The sequence below is a fragment of the Paraburkholderia sp. BL17N1 genome (assembly GCF_003634175.1).
Lineage (GTDB): Bacteria > Pseudomonadota > Gammaproteobacteria > Burkholderiales > Burkholderiaceae > Paraburkholderia.
On sequence record NZ_RBIW01000002.1, the window covers coordinates 3,446,052 to 3,460,830 of the forward strand.

The following is a 14,779-nucleotide window of genomic DNA, read 5'->3' on the forward strand; positions in this document are numbered from 1 at the left end:
ACTAACTCCTGGCCCATGTCCCGCAACCCGCAATCGTCGCGTCCCCTCGTCATTGCCGCCGTGATGGCGTCCATGGCGATGGTCGCCATCGAAGCCACCATCGTCTCCACCGCCATGCCTCAGATCGTCGCGCAACTCGGCGATCTGCATCTGTATAGCTGGGTCTTCTCGTCGTTCCTGCTCACCCAGACCGCCATGACCGTGGTATTCGGCAAACTCGCCGATCTGTACGGCCGCAAGCCCGTCATGCTGGCCGGCATCGCCATCTTTCTGCTTGGCTCGGTGCTGGCCGGCTTCGCCTGGTCGATGCCGGCGATGATCGCGTTCCGGCTGATTCAGGGCGTCGGTGCGGGCGCGATCCAGCCGGTCACGCTGACCATCGTCGCCGATCTCTATCCCGCGCGCGAACGCGGCAAGGTGCAAGGCTATCTCGCTAGCGTGTGGGCGATTTCCGCGGTGGTGGGCCCGATGGTCGGCGGCTTCATCATTCACAACATGTCGTGGGCCTGGATCTTCTGGATGAACGTGCCGATCGGCCTTGCCTCCGCGGCGGGCTTCATCGCGTTTCTGCGCGAATCGGAACGGCATGCGCGCCCTTCGATCGATTTCGGCGGCGCGGCGTTGTTCATGGCGGCCATCGCCGCCCTCATGATGGCGCTCACCTACGCCGGCGACGACCAGATTGCGCAAGCGTCGATGGCGGGCGGCGCGTTCGTGCTGTGCGTGCTGCTGTTCGTGTGGCAGGAGCGCCGCGCGGCTGAACCGATGATCTCCTTCGCGCTCTGGAGCCGCCGGCCGATTGCCGCCTCCAACGGCGCCACGTTGCTGTCCGGCATGATCCTGATGGGCGCGACCACGTTTTTGCCGATGTACGTGCAGGGCGTGCTGCATCGCTCGCCGGTGATCGCCGGCCTCGCCCTGACGATGATGATGGTGGGCTGGCCGGCCGGCGCGACGCTCGCGGCGAAGTCGTTTCATCGGCTCGGCTTGCGGCGCATTCTGATCGGCGGCAGCGCGGCCATTCCGCTCGGCGCGCTGTTGCTGCTGTTTGTGTCGCCCGGCGGCTCGCCGCTCGTCGCGGCATTCGGCTCGTTGATCATGGGCTTCGGCATGGGCACGTCGAGCGTCAGTTGCCTGATCCTGATCCAGGAGATCGTTCGCATGGACGAACGCGGCAGCGCCACCGCGTCGAATCTGTTTTCGCGCAATCTCGGCAGCACCCTGGGCGCAACGCTGTTCGGCGCGGTGCTCAACTTCGGCCTCAGTCATTCGAAAGGTGTGGCCGTGGTCACGTCGGATCAGTTGAAGGCGCTGTTGCAAAATCAGGCCGCCAGTCTCGGTGACAGCGACATGATCCGCACTGTCCTGCATCAATCGCTGCACCTCACGTTCATTTCGCTCTTCGTCATCGCGATCTTCGTGGTCGTGCTGCTGATGTTCGTGCCCGCGATCAGGATCGGCGGCGAGAGGAAGATGCCGATCGAAGCATTGGCGCCGCTGGAGGACTGAGATGCGTGGCGGGCGCGGCGGCGTACGGTCCGCCGCCGCGCTTTGTTCGATAAGCCTGACGCACTTCTGTCAGCTTCACCGCGCCGGCAAGGTCGCCGCGAAAAAGCGGACCGCCCGGTCGGCAGCCAGCGCATGCACCGCATCACGATCGACGCCCGGTCCATCCCGGCAAATGCCCGCGAGGTGCGCGACGACATCGGCGAGACAGGTATCCAGAAACGTGTAATGCGACGCGCCCGGCACCATCTCCACATGCGCGTTGCGCAGCAAACCCGCTATGCGATGAATGTTGGTGGCCACCGGCGCGGTGACGTCGGCGTCACCCGCGAGCAGCGAGACGGGAATCGTCACGCCGGCAAACGAGTCGTCGTCGAAGGCCTCGCCCAATGCGGGCGCAATGGCGAACACGGCTTTGACGCGTGGATCGCGATACGACGCGCCGGACCGCGCGCGCGAGGCCTTCGTTGCCGCTGATAGATCGTCGAGTGCCGAGGGCGCCACGCCCGATGCATCGCTGATACGCGCCGCCTCCGGTGGATGACAGATCGCGTCGGCCTCAGGCGATGCGCAGAAACGCTCGAACGCCGGCAGATTGGTCCGCGCGCCCGCCAGTTCGAGCACTGTATAGCCGCCCAGCGAAAAACCCACCGCGCCGATCCGCTCGCGGTCCACATGCGGCCCGAGCAGCGGATCGGCGAGCACGCCGTCGAGCACTTCGCTCGCGTCGGTGGCGCGCTCCCACCAGAGCATGAAGCCGTCGCGCGTCATCGGCGCCGCCGCGCTGTTGCCCGGATGATTGGCGCCGGCCACGATATAGCCTTGCGCGGCGAGCGCCGCGGCCAGCCAGTCGAGACTGTCGGCGGTGCCGCCCGTGCCGTGCGAGAGCACCAGCAGCGGGTAGCTCGTGTGGGCGGTCGAGAGCGGCGCATCGTCGGCGGCGGCACGGCCGTGAAAGATCGGCTGAGCGGGCGCGCCGATCTGGCGCGGCGTCTGCGGCACCGACGTGTCGACCGGATACCAGATGCGCGTCACCAGCGCCTCGGTTTTCGCCCCGCGCCAATGGCGAGCCACGGCGGGCTGAAACACGCGCGTCGTCTCGCCCACATGCAAGTCGGCCTGATCCGCCGACACGGCGCCCGCCCAGCACAACGCCGCCGCACATGCCAATCCGGCGATGACGGCACAGCTCGCACGAAACATGGTCAGTCCTTGCGGATAGGAATCATCAGGTCGGTCACGCACGTCTGCTGCAGACCGGCGACCAGTGGATTGCGATACAGCTCGAGTGCGGGACGCCGGTCGCGCAGATAACCGCTTTGCGGCAGCCAGCCGCCGTAAAGTGCGCGAAAGGTCGGCGAGATCAACGCATACGGACCGATCAGCCGATGCACCGCGTACAGCCCGCCTTCGAGCCGTAGCGGTTCGACTGCATCGCCGGCTTCGAGCGGCACGTCACGCGGGCTCGCGACGATCGCCGCGCGATAGCTGAAACTGTCCTTCGCCGCCGGATCGCGCACGCAGATGCCCACGCGCTGATCCATCACCGCGTTTTCGTCGCAGCGTAGCATCGTCATGAGCGCGCGAAAGGTCTGGCCGATGGTTGCGACGGGTCCGTCGTGCCGCAGACTGAGCACGTCGAACGGCGCGATCTCCGTGAGTTCGACGGCAGGCAGCGCCGGAGCCGGGGCGTTGTTCCTCGGCGCGTCGAGCTGTGCGTCAGTCGCGCGGCCCCTGCATGGCGCGGCCAGACGTTTTTGCCGTGCCTTGAACTCGCTCGGCGAGACGCCGGTGAAGCCGCGAAACGCACGCGCGAAGGCTTGCGGGCTGTTGTAGCCGGCATCGTGCGCGACCGTGGTGATTGACGCGGCGGCATCGGTCAGCCGTTGCGCCGCTTGCGCAAGCCGCAGGCGCTGCACGGTCTCCACGACGCTCTCGCCCGTCAACGCCCGGTACACGCGATGAAAATGAAACGGCGACAGGAGCGCCACCGCGGCGAGGCTCTCCAGCGTATGGTGCGCGCCGGGTTCGAGCAGAATCGCCTCGACCACGCGGGCGATCCGCCGACGGTAATCACGTTCGGTGCTGGGCTTCATCATGGCGCTAGGATAGCGGCGTCGCGGCCGCAAGACGGTGCAGAGCTTGCGAAATTTCAGGCGGCGCGCGCCGCGCGAGGCAGGATGCTCGTTGCGGCTCGCGCCGGCGAGATACCATGATCTTTTCGCGGTCGCGCCGGCGATCGCGAGCGCGCTCATTGCGCTCCTTGCTCCTCACGGCACAGCGCAGTCATCCACGCGTGAACCGCATCCACCGCGGCCGAGCGCGCCGGTTGCGCTGAGCGCATCAGCCAGAGCGGCGCGAGCGCGAAGCCCGGCACTTGCGGCAGGACTTCGACGCGGCCGCTCGTCAACGCGTCGCCCGCGTCGAGTCGCGACACCATCGCGATGCCCATTTCCTGTTCCGCAGCAGCGACGAGAAAACGTGGATCGCTAACCGTGATCGCCCGGCGCGTGCGCAAGCCGCCGCGCTTCAATTCCGGCAGCCACGGCGCCCATTCGGGACGCGCCTCGTGCACCAGCAACGGCGCCTGCGTCAAGACATCGGGAAACGGCGCGTCACGCAGACGGCGCGCCGTCACCGGTCCGCAGATCGCCACGGCCGCTTCGCTGAGCAATGGCTCGCACACCACTTCCGGCGTTCGGATGGCCTTCGACGAGACGACCAGATCGACATCCACGCGGTCGATCTCGTTGACTTCCTCGCCGGTCACGAGCCATAGCTCCAGCGTCGGCAACGCTTCGGCGAACGCCCGCATGCGCGGCATCAGCCAGCCTGAAGCAAATTGCGGCGCGCACACGAGAATCACCGAATCCGGATTGCCGTACGGCTCGATGCGATCGCGCCCGTCGGCAAGCGTGGCGAGCGCCGTCGTCACGGTTTGCGCGTACAGCGTGCCGGCGGCGGTCAGCGCCACACCGCGGCCGATGCGGCGAAACAGCGGCTGCCCGGTCCATTCCTCGAGCTGCTGGATCTGATGGCTGATCGCCGACTGCGTCAGCGCCAGTTCCTGCGCGGCGCGCGTGAAGCTGCCCAGACGCGCGGCGGCGTCGAAGGCGAGCAAGGCTTGCAAGGGTGGAAGTCTGCGCATCGTCTGGTTGGTCGAGATATTAGAAATATCGATACTTTCAGCAAGATTCTTCGCTTTTCGCCGGAATTTTTCCCCGCAATCATAGACCCAGTTGCCCGTCACGCGTAACTCGCCGCCGATTCGCCTTGCGGCAGACATGAGCAATATTTGTGTGACGGGCGCTTCATCTAACCGACCGGATAGCTCTGTATGACCCTGAATCTGAACGCGCCACATCCGTATTTGAAAAGCCCCGCTCAAGACGGCGGCCAGCCCGCCGCGCCGACCTATGCGGGCGTGCTGTCTTTCATGCGCCGCCCCTACTCGCGTGACCTCACCGGCGTGGACGTCGCCGTATCCGGCATCCCGCTCGATCTCGCCACGACTTTCCGTCCCGGCGCACGCTTCGGCCCGGCGGGCGTGCGCGCCGCCTCGGTACAACTGGCGGAACTCGGCGCATTTCCGTGGGGCGTCGATCCATTCGATCATCTGAACGTGGTCGACTACGGCGACTGCTGGTTCGACGCGCACAACCCGTCGAGCATTCGCGACGCGATCATCGCGCACGCCCGCGGCATTCTCGCCACCGGCGCGCGCATGCTGACGTTCGGCGGCGACCACTACATCACGTATCCGTTGCTCGTCGCGCACGTCGAGAAATACGGCAAGCCGCTCAGCCTGATCCATTTCGACGCGCATTGCGACACCTGGCCGGACGACAACCCCGATTCGCTGAACCACGGCACGATGTTCTACAAGTCAATCCGTGAAGGGCTGATCGATCCCGCGCGTTCGGTGCAGATCGGCATTCGCACATGGAACGACGACTTCATGGGCGTGCGCATTCTCGATGCGCCGTGGGTCCATCGCAACGGCACGCAAGCCACGATCGACGAAGTGCTGTCCATTGTCGGCAGCGCGCCCACTTACCTGACCTTCGACATCGACTGTCTCGACCCGGCATTCGCGCCCGGCACGGGCACGCCGGTGGCGGGCGGGCTGAGTTCGGCGCAAGCGTTGGAGATCGTGCGCGCGCTGGGCGCCGTGAACCTGGTGGGCGCGGACGTAGTGGAAGTGTCGCCGCCGTACGACCACAGCGACGTGACCGCCCTCGCCGCCGCGCATCTCGCGTCGGACATGCTGTGCCTGATGCGCAACCAGAAGCTGCAACGCCTCACGCACTTATAAGCGCGCCCGCGACCCGTTGAACCCTTTCCGGATGAGATGACCCACCATGCCCCGCACCACGATGAAACGGCTTCTGGCCGCCCTGCTGCTCGGCGCACTCAGCGCTGCCTCGCACGCCGACGAAAAACAGCTCAACCTGTACAACTGGGCTGACTACATCGCGAAAGACACCGTGCCGAACTTCGAAAAAGAGTCCGGCATTCACGTGCGCTACGACGTGTACGACGGCGACGAAACCTTGCAGGCGAAATTGCTGACCGGTTCGACCGGCTACGACGTCGTGGTGCCGACCTCGAACTTTCTGGCCAAACAGATCGAAGCCGGTATTTATCAAAAGCTCGACAAATCGAAGCTGCCGAATCTCGCGAACCTCGACCGCAATCTGCTGAAGCTGGTTGCCGACGCGGACCCCGGCAATCAGTACGCGGTGCCGTGGGCGTGGGGCACGACAGGGCTCGGCTACAACCTCACCCGCGTGAAGAAGATTCTCGGCAACGAGGCGCCGCTCGATAACTGGGACATCCTGTTCAAACCCGAGTACCTAAGCAAGCTGAAGAGTTGCGGCGTTTCCGTGCTCGACGCGCCGTCCGATGTGTTCGCGGTCACGCTGCACTATCTCGGCCGCGATCCGAACAGCGAGAATCCCACCGACTATCAGGCCGCTTACGAGGCGCTGAAAAAGATCCGCCCGTATATCACGCAGTTCAACGCGACGAGTTATATCAACGACCTGGCGGGCGACGATATCTGCTTCGCGCTGAGCTGGTCAGGCGATGTTTCGATGGCAAGCCATCGCGCGCGTGAAGCCGGCAAGCGCTATGAGGTCAAGTACTTCATTCCGCAAGGCGGCGCGCCGGTCTGGTTCGACATGATGGCGATCCCGAAAGATGCGCCGCATCCCGAAGCGGCGCTCAACTGGATCAACTATATCGAGCGCCCCGAAGTGCACGCGGACATTACCAACACCGTGTTCTATCCGAACGCGGATGCCGCCGCCCGCAAATTCGTGCGGCCGGAAATTCTCAACGACCCGACCGTGTATCCGCCCGAGGCCGTGCTGAAGACGCTGTTCCTGCTCAAGCCTTTGCCCGCGCAGATCAAGCGTCTGGAAGGCCGCTTGTGGGCGCAGTTGAAATCGGGTTCGTGAAGTACTGTCGACTGAGGCGGGCGATGGTCATTACGTGTGGCCCTCTTCCGTCAGCAACTCGATGCCGTCGAGTTGCGCCGCGCAGGTATCGCGTACGATCCTGACGAAATCATCGAAATAAGGCCGGTTCGCGAAGCCTTTCGCGGCCACTGCGTATAGTTCGCTCCACAGTCCCTGGGTGCCGACGCGCTTGGCCAGCACGTAATCGTGATCGACGTAGTTTTTCACGCCCCAGTTCGGCAGCGCCGCGATCCCGCGGCGGCTCGCCACCAGTTGCATGATGGCAATGGTCAGTTCCGCCGTGCGCCGTTCGAGTTTGATGCCGGCGGGCTCCAGCACCTCGCGAATCAGATCGATGCGCGCCTCCGGCACTGGATAGGTAATCAACGTCTCGTCACGCAGATCGTCCGACACCACGCGACGCTTGTTGCGCAGCCGATGCTCGTTGGCCATCACCACCAGAATCTCGAAGCGGAATAGCGGCGCGATATGCAGGCTGCGCCGCGCGGCGGGTTTCGAGCCGATCACCACATCGGCCTTGCCGTCGCTGAGCAAACGCAACGGATCCGCGTGGAACCCGGCGACGAGATCCACTTCGACCTCCGGCCAGCGCCGGCGGAATTCGTCCATGACCGGCATCAGCCAGTCGAAGCACGTATGGCATTCCAGCACGATGCGCAACTCGCCGCGCGTGTCGCCTTTCAGCCGAACAAGATCGCGCTCCGCCGCGCTCACCGCCGCGATCGTTTCGCGGCCGAGCGCAAGCAGCCGCTCGCCGGCCGCAGTGAAACGCAAACCCTGTTTGGTGCGCTCGAACAGCGACACCTCGTAATGCGCCTCGATATCGCGAATCTGATGCGAGAGCGCGGACTGGCTCAGATGCACGCGCTCGGCAGCCGCCACCAGTTTGCCCGACTCGGCAATGGCAATCAGCGAACGCAGGTGGCGAAGCTCAAGCATGGAAATGGCTCCGCGTTGAAGGAAAAAAGCTTGATATGAATCTGGCTCATACATTGGTGAAAACATGTCGCTTGATGAATCATAGCGTGACTTTCACACTGGGCGTCAATTCACACAACGAACAACAGGACTTCACATGGCCCGCACGCATATTCCCGGCTTTCCTCGCATCGGCGCGCAGCGCGAACTGAAATTCGCGCAGGAGTCGTTCTGGCGCGGCGAATCCGACGAACAGTATTTGTTCGGCGTCGCGCGCGAACTGCGCGCCCGTCATTGGCAATTGCAGCAGGATGCCAAGCTGGACTTCGTCACCGTCGGCGATTTTGCCTACTACGACCAGATGCTCAATCTGAGCGCGCTGCTCGGTGCTTTGCCGCAGCGTTTCGGCTTCGACGCGAAGACGTTGTCGCTTGCGCAGTACTACGAGCTCGCGCGTGGCAACGCCGCGCAACCGGCCATGGAAATGACCAAGTGGTTCGATACGAACTACCACTACCTCGTCCCGGAACTGGGACCGCAGACGAGTTTCGACGGCGGCGTCGAGTGGCTGTTCGACGAGATCGATGAAGCGCTCGCCCTGAACCTGCCGGTCAAGCCGCTGCTGATCGGCCCGATCACTTACCTGTGGCTGTCGAAGAGCCATGTCGCCGGCTTCGACCGTTTGTCGTTGCTGCCGAAGCTAGTGATCCGCTACAGCCGTTTGCTAGAGAAGCTCAAGCAGCGCGGCATCGAATGGGTGCAACTGGACGAGCCAGCGTTGTGCGTCGATCTGCCCACTGAATGGCTCGACGCGTTTTCCGCCGCGTATGACGTGCTCGGCACGTCGGGCGTGAAAGTGCTGCTGGCCACGTACTTCGAAAGCGCAGCGGAACACGCGCCGCGTGTGGCTGTGCTGCCGGTCGCCGGTGTGCATCTCGACCTGGTGCGCGCGCCGCAGCAACTCGACGCTTGGCGCGCGGCATTGCCTAAGCACGCGGTCTTGTCGGCCGGTGTGATCGATGGACGCAATATCTGGCGCGCCGATCTCGGCGAGATCGTCGAATCGCTGCAGGCCCTTCATGCGGAATTCGGCGAACGCTTGTGGGTTTCGTCGTCGTGCTCGTTGCTGCATGTGCCGGTCTCGCTCGATGCGGAGCAAAAACTCGACGCCGATCTGAAATCCTGGCTCGCCTTCGCCACCGAAAAACTCGACGAAGTCGCCACGCTCGCCCTCGCCTTGCGCGACCCTGCGGCAGCCGAGGCAACACTCGCCGCCGCCGACCGCGCGCTCGAAGCGCGCCGCCATTCCAGCACAGTGGTCAACGCGCTCGTGCAAAAACGCGTGGCCGCGGTGAGCAGCGCGATGGCCGACCGGCAAAGCCCGTTCGCCGAACGCAATCGACTGCAACGCGAAGCGCTCGACCTGCCGCTCCTGCCGACCACCACGATCGGCTCGTTCCCGCAAACGTCCGCGATTCGCCAGGCGCGCGCCGCCTACAAGCGCGGCGAACTGCGCGCACTCGACTATCTGCAGCGCATGCGCGCCGAGATCGAGATCGCCGTACGCAAACAGGAAGAGCTGGGCCTCGACGTGTTGGTGCACGGCGAAGCCGAACGCAACGACATGGTCGAATATTTCGGCGAACAGTTGTGGGGCTATGCGTTCACGGAAAACGGCTGGGTGCAAAGCTACGGCTCTCGCTGCGTAAAACCGCCGATCATTTACGGCGACGTGTATCGTCCCGAACCGATGACGGTCGAAACCACACGCTACGCCCAATCGCTCACGCAGATTCCGATGAAAGGCATGCTGACCGGTCCGGTGACGATGCTGCTATGGTCGTTCGTGCGTGACGACCAGCCGCGCTCGACCACCGCGCTGCAACTCGCGCTCGCGATCCGTGAAGAGGTGGTGGATCTGGAAAAGGCCGGCATTCGCATCATCCAGATCGACGAACCGGCTTTCCGCGAAGGCTTGCCGTTGCGTCGCGCCGATTGGGCTGCGTATCTGGAATGGGCCACGCGCGTGTTCCGCATTTCAGCCGCGGGCGTGGCCGATCAAACGCAGATTCATACGCATATGTGCTATTCGGAGTTCAACGACATTCTGCCGTCGATCGCCGCGATGGATGCCGACGTGATCACAATCGAGACCTCACGCTCGGCGATGGAACTGCTCGACGGTTTCGGCGCTTTCGCGTATCCGAACGAAATCGGCCCGGGCGTCTACGATATCCACTCGCCGCGCGTGCCGGATGCGCAAGCCATGGAACGTCTGCTGGAACGCGCGTGCGAAGTGATTCCCGCTGAGCGCTTGTGGGTCAATCCGGATTGCGGGCTGAAGACGCGCGGCTGGCCGGAGACCGAAGCTGCGCTGACGAATATGGTTCGGGCCGCCAAAGCATTGCGTGTGAAGCTGGCGGCGAGGCAGCCGGATGAAGTGACGGCGTAAGAGGATCTGGCGTTGCGAGCTAATCCGCGCACTGTGCGACGGTGCGCGGATGGGCTTTTTCAAGCAGACGGTTTCAGTCTTTCGCATACAGCGTCGAGTCGGCGAAGCCTTCGGCGGCCAGCACCTGGCCGACCAGGATCAACGCGGTCCGCTCGATGGAGGTCGATTGCACCTTGCCGACAATATCGTCGAGCGTGCCGGTGATCTTTTCCTCGTCGGGCCAACTCGCGCGATAGATCACCGCAATCGGACACGTGCCGCCGTAATGCGGTCGCAATTCATCGACGATCCGCGCGAGATGCCGCACGCCGAGATGAATCGCCATCGTCGCACGATGCCGGGCGAGGTCGGCCAGTTGTTCGCCTTCGGGCATGCTGGTTTTGCTCGCGAAGCGCGTGAGGATCAGCGTCTGCGAAATATCGGGCAATGTGAGTTCGCAACCCAGCGTCGCCGCGCATGCCGCCGTGGCGGTGACGCCCGGCACGATCTCATAGGGAATCTTCAGTTCGCGCAGTCTGCGGATCTGTTCGCCGATCGCGCCGTACAGCGACGGATCGCCGGAATGCACACGCGCCACGTCCTGGCCTTTGTCGTGCGCGGCCGCGAGCAACGCGACGATCTGATCGAGGTCGAGTTCGGCGGTGTTGACCACCTGCTGTGCCGCGTGGCCTTCGAGCACCGCGGCCGGCACGAGCGAACCCGCGTACAGGATCACCGGACAACTGCGCACGAGGCGCTGCCCTTTCACCGTGATCAGTTCGGGGTCGCCCGGACCCGCGCCGATAAAAAACACCGTCATTCACTACTCCCTGATTCGTTGAGGCGGCGTGGCATGCATGCGCGATTCAGACTGCGCGTTGCAGCGCGTCGAGCAGATCGGAAACGCTTTCGAATTCCCTCTCTGCTACCGGCAATTCAGGTCGGCGCAGCATCACGACCGGCAAACCGCGTTCACGCGCGACTTCGAGTTTTGCTTCAGTCGCCTGGCCGCCGCTATTTTTGCTGACCACCACGTCGAAGGCTTGCAGGGCGAATAGCGCACGCTCACCTTCGAGCGTGAATGGACCGCGCGCCGCGAGGATCCGCGCACGCGGCGTGTCGGCGTGCGCTTCGAGACAACGCACGACCCAGAACTGATGCGGCGGAATCTCGTCGAGATGCGCGAGCGGTTCGCGGCCGAGCGTGAAGAGCGGCTTTATGAACGGCGCGAGCGCATCCGTGAGTTCACTCCAGTCGCCGACCATGCGCCAATCGTCGCCGGCTTGCGGTTGCCACGCCGGGCGGCGCAATGCCCAATACGGCGCGCGCGCGGCGCGGCTCGCCTCGGCCGCGTTCGCGCTGATTTGCGCGGCATACGGGTGCGTCGCGTCGATCACGAGATCGATACCTTCACCGACGATGTAGCGCGTCATAGCTTCGCTGCCGCCAAAGCCGCCGACTCGCACCGTGCACGCCAGATCGTCAGGCACCTTGCCGAGGCCGGCGAGACTATACACGTGCTCGGGCGCGAGTTGCCGCGCGATCCGCAATGCGTCGCCTGTGCCGCCGAGCAGCAGAATCCGCTTCGTTTTCATTGCGCGGCTCCGATCAGCTTACCCTCGCGATCGATCGCGAACATTTCGACGTTGACCTGCGGCGGCACGATCTCGCGCGCTACCGCCAGCGCATGCCGGCAGACGATATCGCCGAGCGGCACCTGCCGCGCGTGCGCCAACGCGACCGCCTGCTGACTCGTGTTGGCTGCGCGGATCGCCGCCTGAAGCGCGTCGTCGGCGCCCTGTTCGGCGGCCCATTGCGCGAGCCGCTCGAGGTCGATGCTCGAATTGCGGCTATGCAGATCGAGATGGCCCGCCGCCAGCTTGCTGAGCTTGCCGAAGCCGCCGCACACGCTCAGGCGCTCGACCGGCGCGCGCTTCATATGCTTGAGCACCGCGCCGACGAAGTCGCCCATTTCGATCAGCGCGATATCCGGCAGGCCGTAGTGCGCGCGCATCGCGTCCTCGCTCGCGTTGCCGGTGCAGGCGGCGAGATGGGTATAGCCGTTGGCGCGCGCGACGTCGATCCCCTGATGAATCGACGCGATATACGCCGAGCACGAAAACGGACGCACAATGCCGGTGGTGCCGAGGATCGACAGCCCGCCGAGAATGCCGAGACGCGGGTTCATCGTTTTCAGCGCGAGCGCTTCGCCGCCTTCCACGCCGATCGTTACTTCGAAGCCGCCGCCGTACGCATGCTCCGCCGCGAGTTCGGCCAGATGCTCGGCCATCATTCTGCGCGGCACCGGGTTGATGGCGGGTTCGCCGACCGGCAGCGTCAGCCCCGCGCGCGTCACCGTGCCGACGCCCGGCCCCGCGCGAAATATCACGCCCGCTTCGGCGATGAGGCGCACGCGCGCGAAGACGAGCGCGCCGTGCGTGACGTCGGGATCGTCGCCGGCGTCCTTGATCGTGCCGGCTTCCGCGCCTTCTTCGCCATTCCCGATCAGGCGGCAGAACACCAGCGGCATCGGCACATGCTGCCCCTTCGGCAACACGATCTCCGCCACTTCGCTGACGACACCCGCGAGCAACAGACGCGCCGCCGCCAGCGACGTCGCGGTGGCGCAACTGCCGGTCGTGTAGCCGCTACGCAGCGGCGCGGGTTGTTCGGGGGTTTCTTCGCGCATCAGGGTTCTGGCGATGGGTCGGTGGGGGTGGCGCCGGTCGTGTTCGTCGCTTTCGTCGTGTTGGTCGAGTTGGTCGTGTTGGTGACATTCGTGGCGCTCATACCGCTTCCGGCACTTGCGGCACGCCTGGAATTCGGCACATTCACCGCATTCGTCGCATTGGTTGCGTTAATCACGGTTTCGGTTCCCACGAGGTTCACGCCCTCGCCGCTCGCCGGCTTCGTCACCTCCAGCAGCGTGATCGGCAACGCCTGCCGCCACGTATCGAACCCGCCAAGCGGTTGCGCGTCCGCCAATGCGATCCGTGTCAACGTCCCGCCATGCCGCTCGCGCCACGCCGTCAACGCCGCCTCGCCTTGCAACGTCACCGCATTGGCGACCAGCCGCCCGCCTTCGCGCAGACCTGCCCAGCATGCCTCCAGCACGCCCGGCACGGTCACGCCCCCGCCGATGAACACGGCATCCGGCACCGGCAACCCCTGCAGCGCCTCAGGCGCGCGCCCCGCCACGAGTTGCAGCCCCGGCACACCCAACGTATCGCGATTGTGTTCGATGAAACGTTGCCGTTCCGCGTGCCCTTCAATCGCAATCGCGCGACAGGTGGAATGCGCGCGCATCCATTCGATGCCGATCGAGCCGCTGCCCGCGCCCACATCCCACAGCAATTCGCCGGGCGTCGGCGCGAGGCGCGCGAGCGTGATCGCGCGCACGTCGCGCTTGGTCAACTGGCCGTCGTGACGAAACGCATCGTCGGGCAAACCGCAGGTCAGCGGCAGACGCGGTGCACCTTCGGTAGCACGGCAGTCGAGCGCGATCAGGTTCAGCGCGGCCACGTCGCCCGCGGACCACTGATCCGCGCGGCCGTCGATGCGCCGCTCCAGCTCGCCGCCCAGGTGTTCCAGCACACTCATGCGGGTCGCCCCGTAACCTCGTGCGTTCAGCAATGCCGCGAGCGCCGCGGGCGTGCGCCCGTCCGCGCTGAGCACGAACATGCGCGCGCCGTCGTGCAGATGCGCGTTCAGCGCGGGCAACGGCCGCCCCACCAGCGACACCGTCGCGACATCCTGCAACGGCCAGCCGAGCCGCGCGGCCGCCAGCGACAACGACGACGGCGCCGGCAGCACCCGCAATTCCCCCGCCGGCAATTGCCGCGCGAGTGTCGCGCCGACGCCGAACAGCATCGGATCGCCGCTCGCCAGCACGCACACGGCTGCGCCGCGCTCGGCCAGCAAGGGCGCGAGATCGAAGGGACGCGGCCAGGCGGCACGGCGCGCGGCGAGACGCGCGGGCAGCATCGCCAGATGACGTTCGCCGCCGTACACCACCGACGCTTCCAGCAAGGCCCGCCGCGCGGGCCGCCCCAAGCCGGCGAAGCCGTCGTCGCCTATGCCCACCACCGTCAGCCACGCGGGCATGCATCCATCCTCATTCTGTGTCTTCAAATAATGCGCTGTGCCACGCCGATCAAAGCGTCCAGCCTCGTTGTGCTGTTCGAAAAAAGGCATAATACAGCCGCCGGTGCCCTTCGGGGCCGAAGAGGGAACACAGTGCCACTGTGGCTGCCCCCGCAACTGTATGCAGCGAGTCCGCCTGCGCTCCACGCCACTGGTTCGACCGGGAAGGCCGCAGCGGACCATGACCTGCCAGCCAGGAGACCTGCCGGCGAGACTGTTCGTGCCAGCCAACATCGGGCGGGGTGTACCGATGCCGCAGCCATGCCCGCCTCACGGCATGCTCGGGCCGTCGCGCGAC

Annotated in this window: 12 protein-coding genes and 1 riboswitch; of the genes, 4 read left to right on the forward strand and 8 right to left on the reverse strand. The window is 65.2% G+C overall.

The window, feature by feature from the left end:
• The first annotated feature begins 15 nt into the window (after positions 1 to 15).
• Positions 16 to 1,509, forward strand: a complete 1,494-nt coding sequence (locus tag B0G82_RS35405; protein WP_121310639.1) for an MDR family MFS transporter — start codon at positions 16 to 18, stop codon at positions 1,507 to 1,509.
• Positions 1,510 to 1,584: 75 nt separating this feature from the next.
• Here B0G82_RS35405 and B0G82_RS35410 read toward each other — a convergent pair whose 3' ends face one another.
• The 3 genes from B0G82_RS35410 to B0G82_RS35420 are packed head-to-tail and all read right to left on the reverse strand — an operon-like array spanning position 1,585 to position 4,654.
• Positions 1,585 to 2,709, reverse strand: a complete 1,125-nt coding sequence (locus B0G82_RS35410; protein ID WP_121310641.1) for a peptidase — start codon at positions 2,707 to 2,709, stop codon at positions 1,585 to 1,587.
• Between the two features lie 2 nt (positions 2,710 to 2,711).
• The gene (locus B0G82_RS35415) at positions 2,712 to 3,761 is read right to left on the reverse strand and encodes a GyrI-like domain-containing protein (RefSeq protein ID WP_241974972.1); all 1,050 of its coding nucleotides are present in this window, start codon (positions 3,759 to 3,761) and stop codon (positions 2,712 to 2,714) included.
• Positions 3,758 to 4,654: a LysR substrate-binding domain-containing protein gene (locus B0G82_RS35420; protein ID WP_158608214.1), complete on the reverse strand. Its 897-nt coding sequence runs from the start codon at positions 4,652 to 4,654 to the stop codon at positions 3,758 to 3,760. Before B0G82_RS35420 ends, B0G82_RS35415 begins: the two co-directional genes overlap by 4 nt.
• Before the next feature lie 189 nt (positions 4,655 to 4,843).
• Here B0G82_RS35420 and speB point away from each other — a divergent pair, with 189 nt between their 5' ends.
• Together speB and B0G82_RS35430 are read left to right on the forward strand one after the other, a co-directional pair.
• Positions 4,844 to 5,821, forward strand: a complete 978-nt coding sequence (gene speB / locus B0G82_RS35425) for an agmatinase (RefSeq protein WP_121310644.1) — start codon at positions 4,844 to 4,846, stop codon at positions 5,819 to 5,821.
• Positions 5,822 to 5,867: 46 nt separating this feature from the next.
• Positions 5,868 to 6,968 carry a polyamine ABC transporter substrate-binding protein gene (locus B0G82_RS35430; protein ID WP_121310646.1) on the forward strand — a complete coding sequence of 367 codons (1,101 nt, stop codon included), beginning with the start codon at positions 5,868 to 5,870 and terminating at the stop codon, positions 6,966 to 6,968.
• Positions 6,969 to 6,998: 30 nt separating this feature from the next.
• Here the strand turns inward: B0G82_RS35430 and B0G82_RS35435 are convergent, their stop codons facing one another.
• Positions 6,999 to 7,928, reverse strand: coding sequence for a LysR family transcriptional regulator (locus B0G82_RS35435; protein WP_121310648.1), 930 nt, complete (start codon positions 7,926 to 7,928; stop codon positions 6,999 to 7,001).
• A gap of 136 nt (positions 7,929 to 8,064) precedes the next feature.
• On the opposite strand from B0G82_RS35435, the gene metE reads away from it, so the two are divergent.
• On the forward strand, positions 8,065 to 10,359 hold the full coding sequence (metE, locus tag B0G82_RS35440) for a 5-methyltetrahydropteroyltriglutamate--homocysteine S-methyltransferase (RefSeq protein ID WP_121310650.1): 2,295 nt from the start codon (positions 8,065 to 8,067) through the stop codon (positions 10,357 to 10,359).
• Between the two features lie 73 nt (positions 10,360 to 10,432).
• Here the strand turns inward: metE and cobM are convergent, their stop codons facing one another.
• Genes cobM through cbiE form a run of 4 tightly spaced genes read right to left on the reverse strand, consistent with a single transcriptional unit; the run spans position 10,433 to position 14,442 of the window.
• On the reverse strand, positions 10,433 to 11,158 hold the full coding sequence (gene cobM / locus B0G82_RS35445) for a precorrin-4 C(11)-methyltransferase (RefSeq protein ID WP_121310652.1): 726 nt from the start codon (positions 11,156 to 11,158) through the stop codon (positions 10,433 to 10,435).
• A 46-nt stretch (positions 11,159 to 11,204) separates the two neighbouring features.
• On the reverse strand, positions 11,205 to 11,933 hold the full coding sequence (locus tag B0G82_RS35450; RefSeq protein WP_121310653.1) for a cobalt-precorrin-6A reductase: 729 nt from the start codon (positions 11,931 to 11,933) through the stop codon (positions 11,205 to 11,207).
• Complete coding sequence (locus B0G82_RS35455) at positions 11,930 to 13,027, reverse strand: cobalt-precorrin-5B (C(1))-methyltransferase (RefSeq protein WP_121310655.1); 1,098 nt, start codon at positions 13,025 to 13,027, stop codon at positions 11,930 to 11,932. Before B0G82_RS35455 ends, B0G82_RS35450 begins: the two co-directional genes overlap by 4 nt.
• Positions 13,027 to 14,442, reverse strand: coding sequence for a precorrin-6y C5,15-methyltransferase (decarboxylating) subunit CbiE (gene cbiE / locus B0G82_RS35460; protein WP_241974973.1), 1,416 nt, complete (start codon positions 14,440 to 14,442; stop codon positions 13,027 to 13,029). The genes B0G82_RS35455 and cbiE overlap by 1 nt, the downstream gene beginning before the upstream one ends.
• Positions 14,443 to 14,526: 84 nt before the next feature.
• Positions 14,527 to 14,706: riboswitch (cobalamin riboswitch) on the forward strand.
• Positions 14,707 to 14,779 lie beyond the last annotated feature (73 nt).

Bases quoted from the DNA above. Each gene is read 5' to 3' on its own strand.
- cobM (WP_121310652.1), bottom strand. From the start codon at position 11,158: ATGACGGTGTTTTTTATCGGCGCGGGTCCGGGCGACCCCGAACTGATC.
- B0G82_RS35410 (WP_121310641.1), bottom strand. From the start codon at position 2,709: ATGTTTCGTGCGAGCTGTGCCGTCATCGCCGGATTGGCATGTGCGGCG.
- metE (WP_121310650.1), top strand. From the start codon at position 8,065: ATGGCCCGCACGCATATTCCCGGCTTTCCTCGCATCGGCGCGCAGCGC.
- B0G82_RS35430 (WP_121310646.1), top strand. From the start codon at position 5,868: ATGCCCCGCACCACGATGAAACGGCTTCTGGCCGCCCTGCTGCTCGGC.
- B0G82_RS35420 (WP_158608214.1), bottom strand. From the start codon at position 4,654: ATGCGCAGACTTCCACCCTTGCAAGCCTTGCTCGCCTTCGACGCCGCC.
- B0G82_RS35435 (WP_121310648.1), bottom strand. From the start codon at position 7,928: ATGCTTGAGCTTCGCCACCTGCGTTCGCTGATTGCCATTGCCGAGTCG.
- speB (WP_121310644.1), top strand. From the start codon at position 4,844: ATGACCCTGAATCTGAACGCGCCACATCCGTATTTGAAAAGCCCCGCT.
- cbiE (WP_241974973.1), bottom strand. From the start codon at position 14,442: ATGCCCGCGTGGCTGACGGTGGTGGGCATAGGCGACGACGGCTTCGCC.
- B0G82_RS35405 (WP_121310639.1), top strand. From the start codon at position 16: ATGTCCCGCAACCCGCAATCGTCGCGTCCCCTCGTCATTGCCGCCGTG.
- B0G82_RS35450 (WP_121310653.1), bottom strand. From the start codon at position 11,933: ATGAAAACGAAGCGGATTCTGCTGCTCGGCGGCACAGGCGACGCATTG.
- B0G82_RS35455 (WP_121310655.1), bottom strand. From the start codon at position 13,027: ATGCGCGAAGAAACCCCCGAACAACCCGCGCCGCTGCGTAGCGGCTAC.
- B0G82_RS35415 (WP_241974972.1), bottom strand. From the start codon at position 3,761: ATGAGCGCGCTCGCGATCGCCGGCGCGACCGCGAAAAGATCATGGTAT.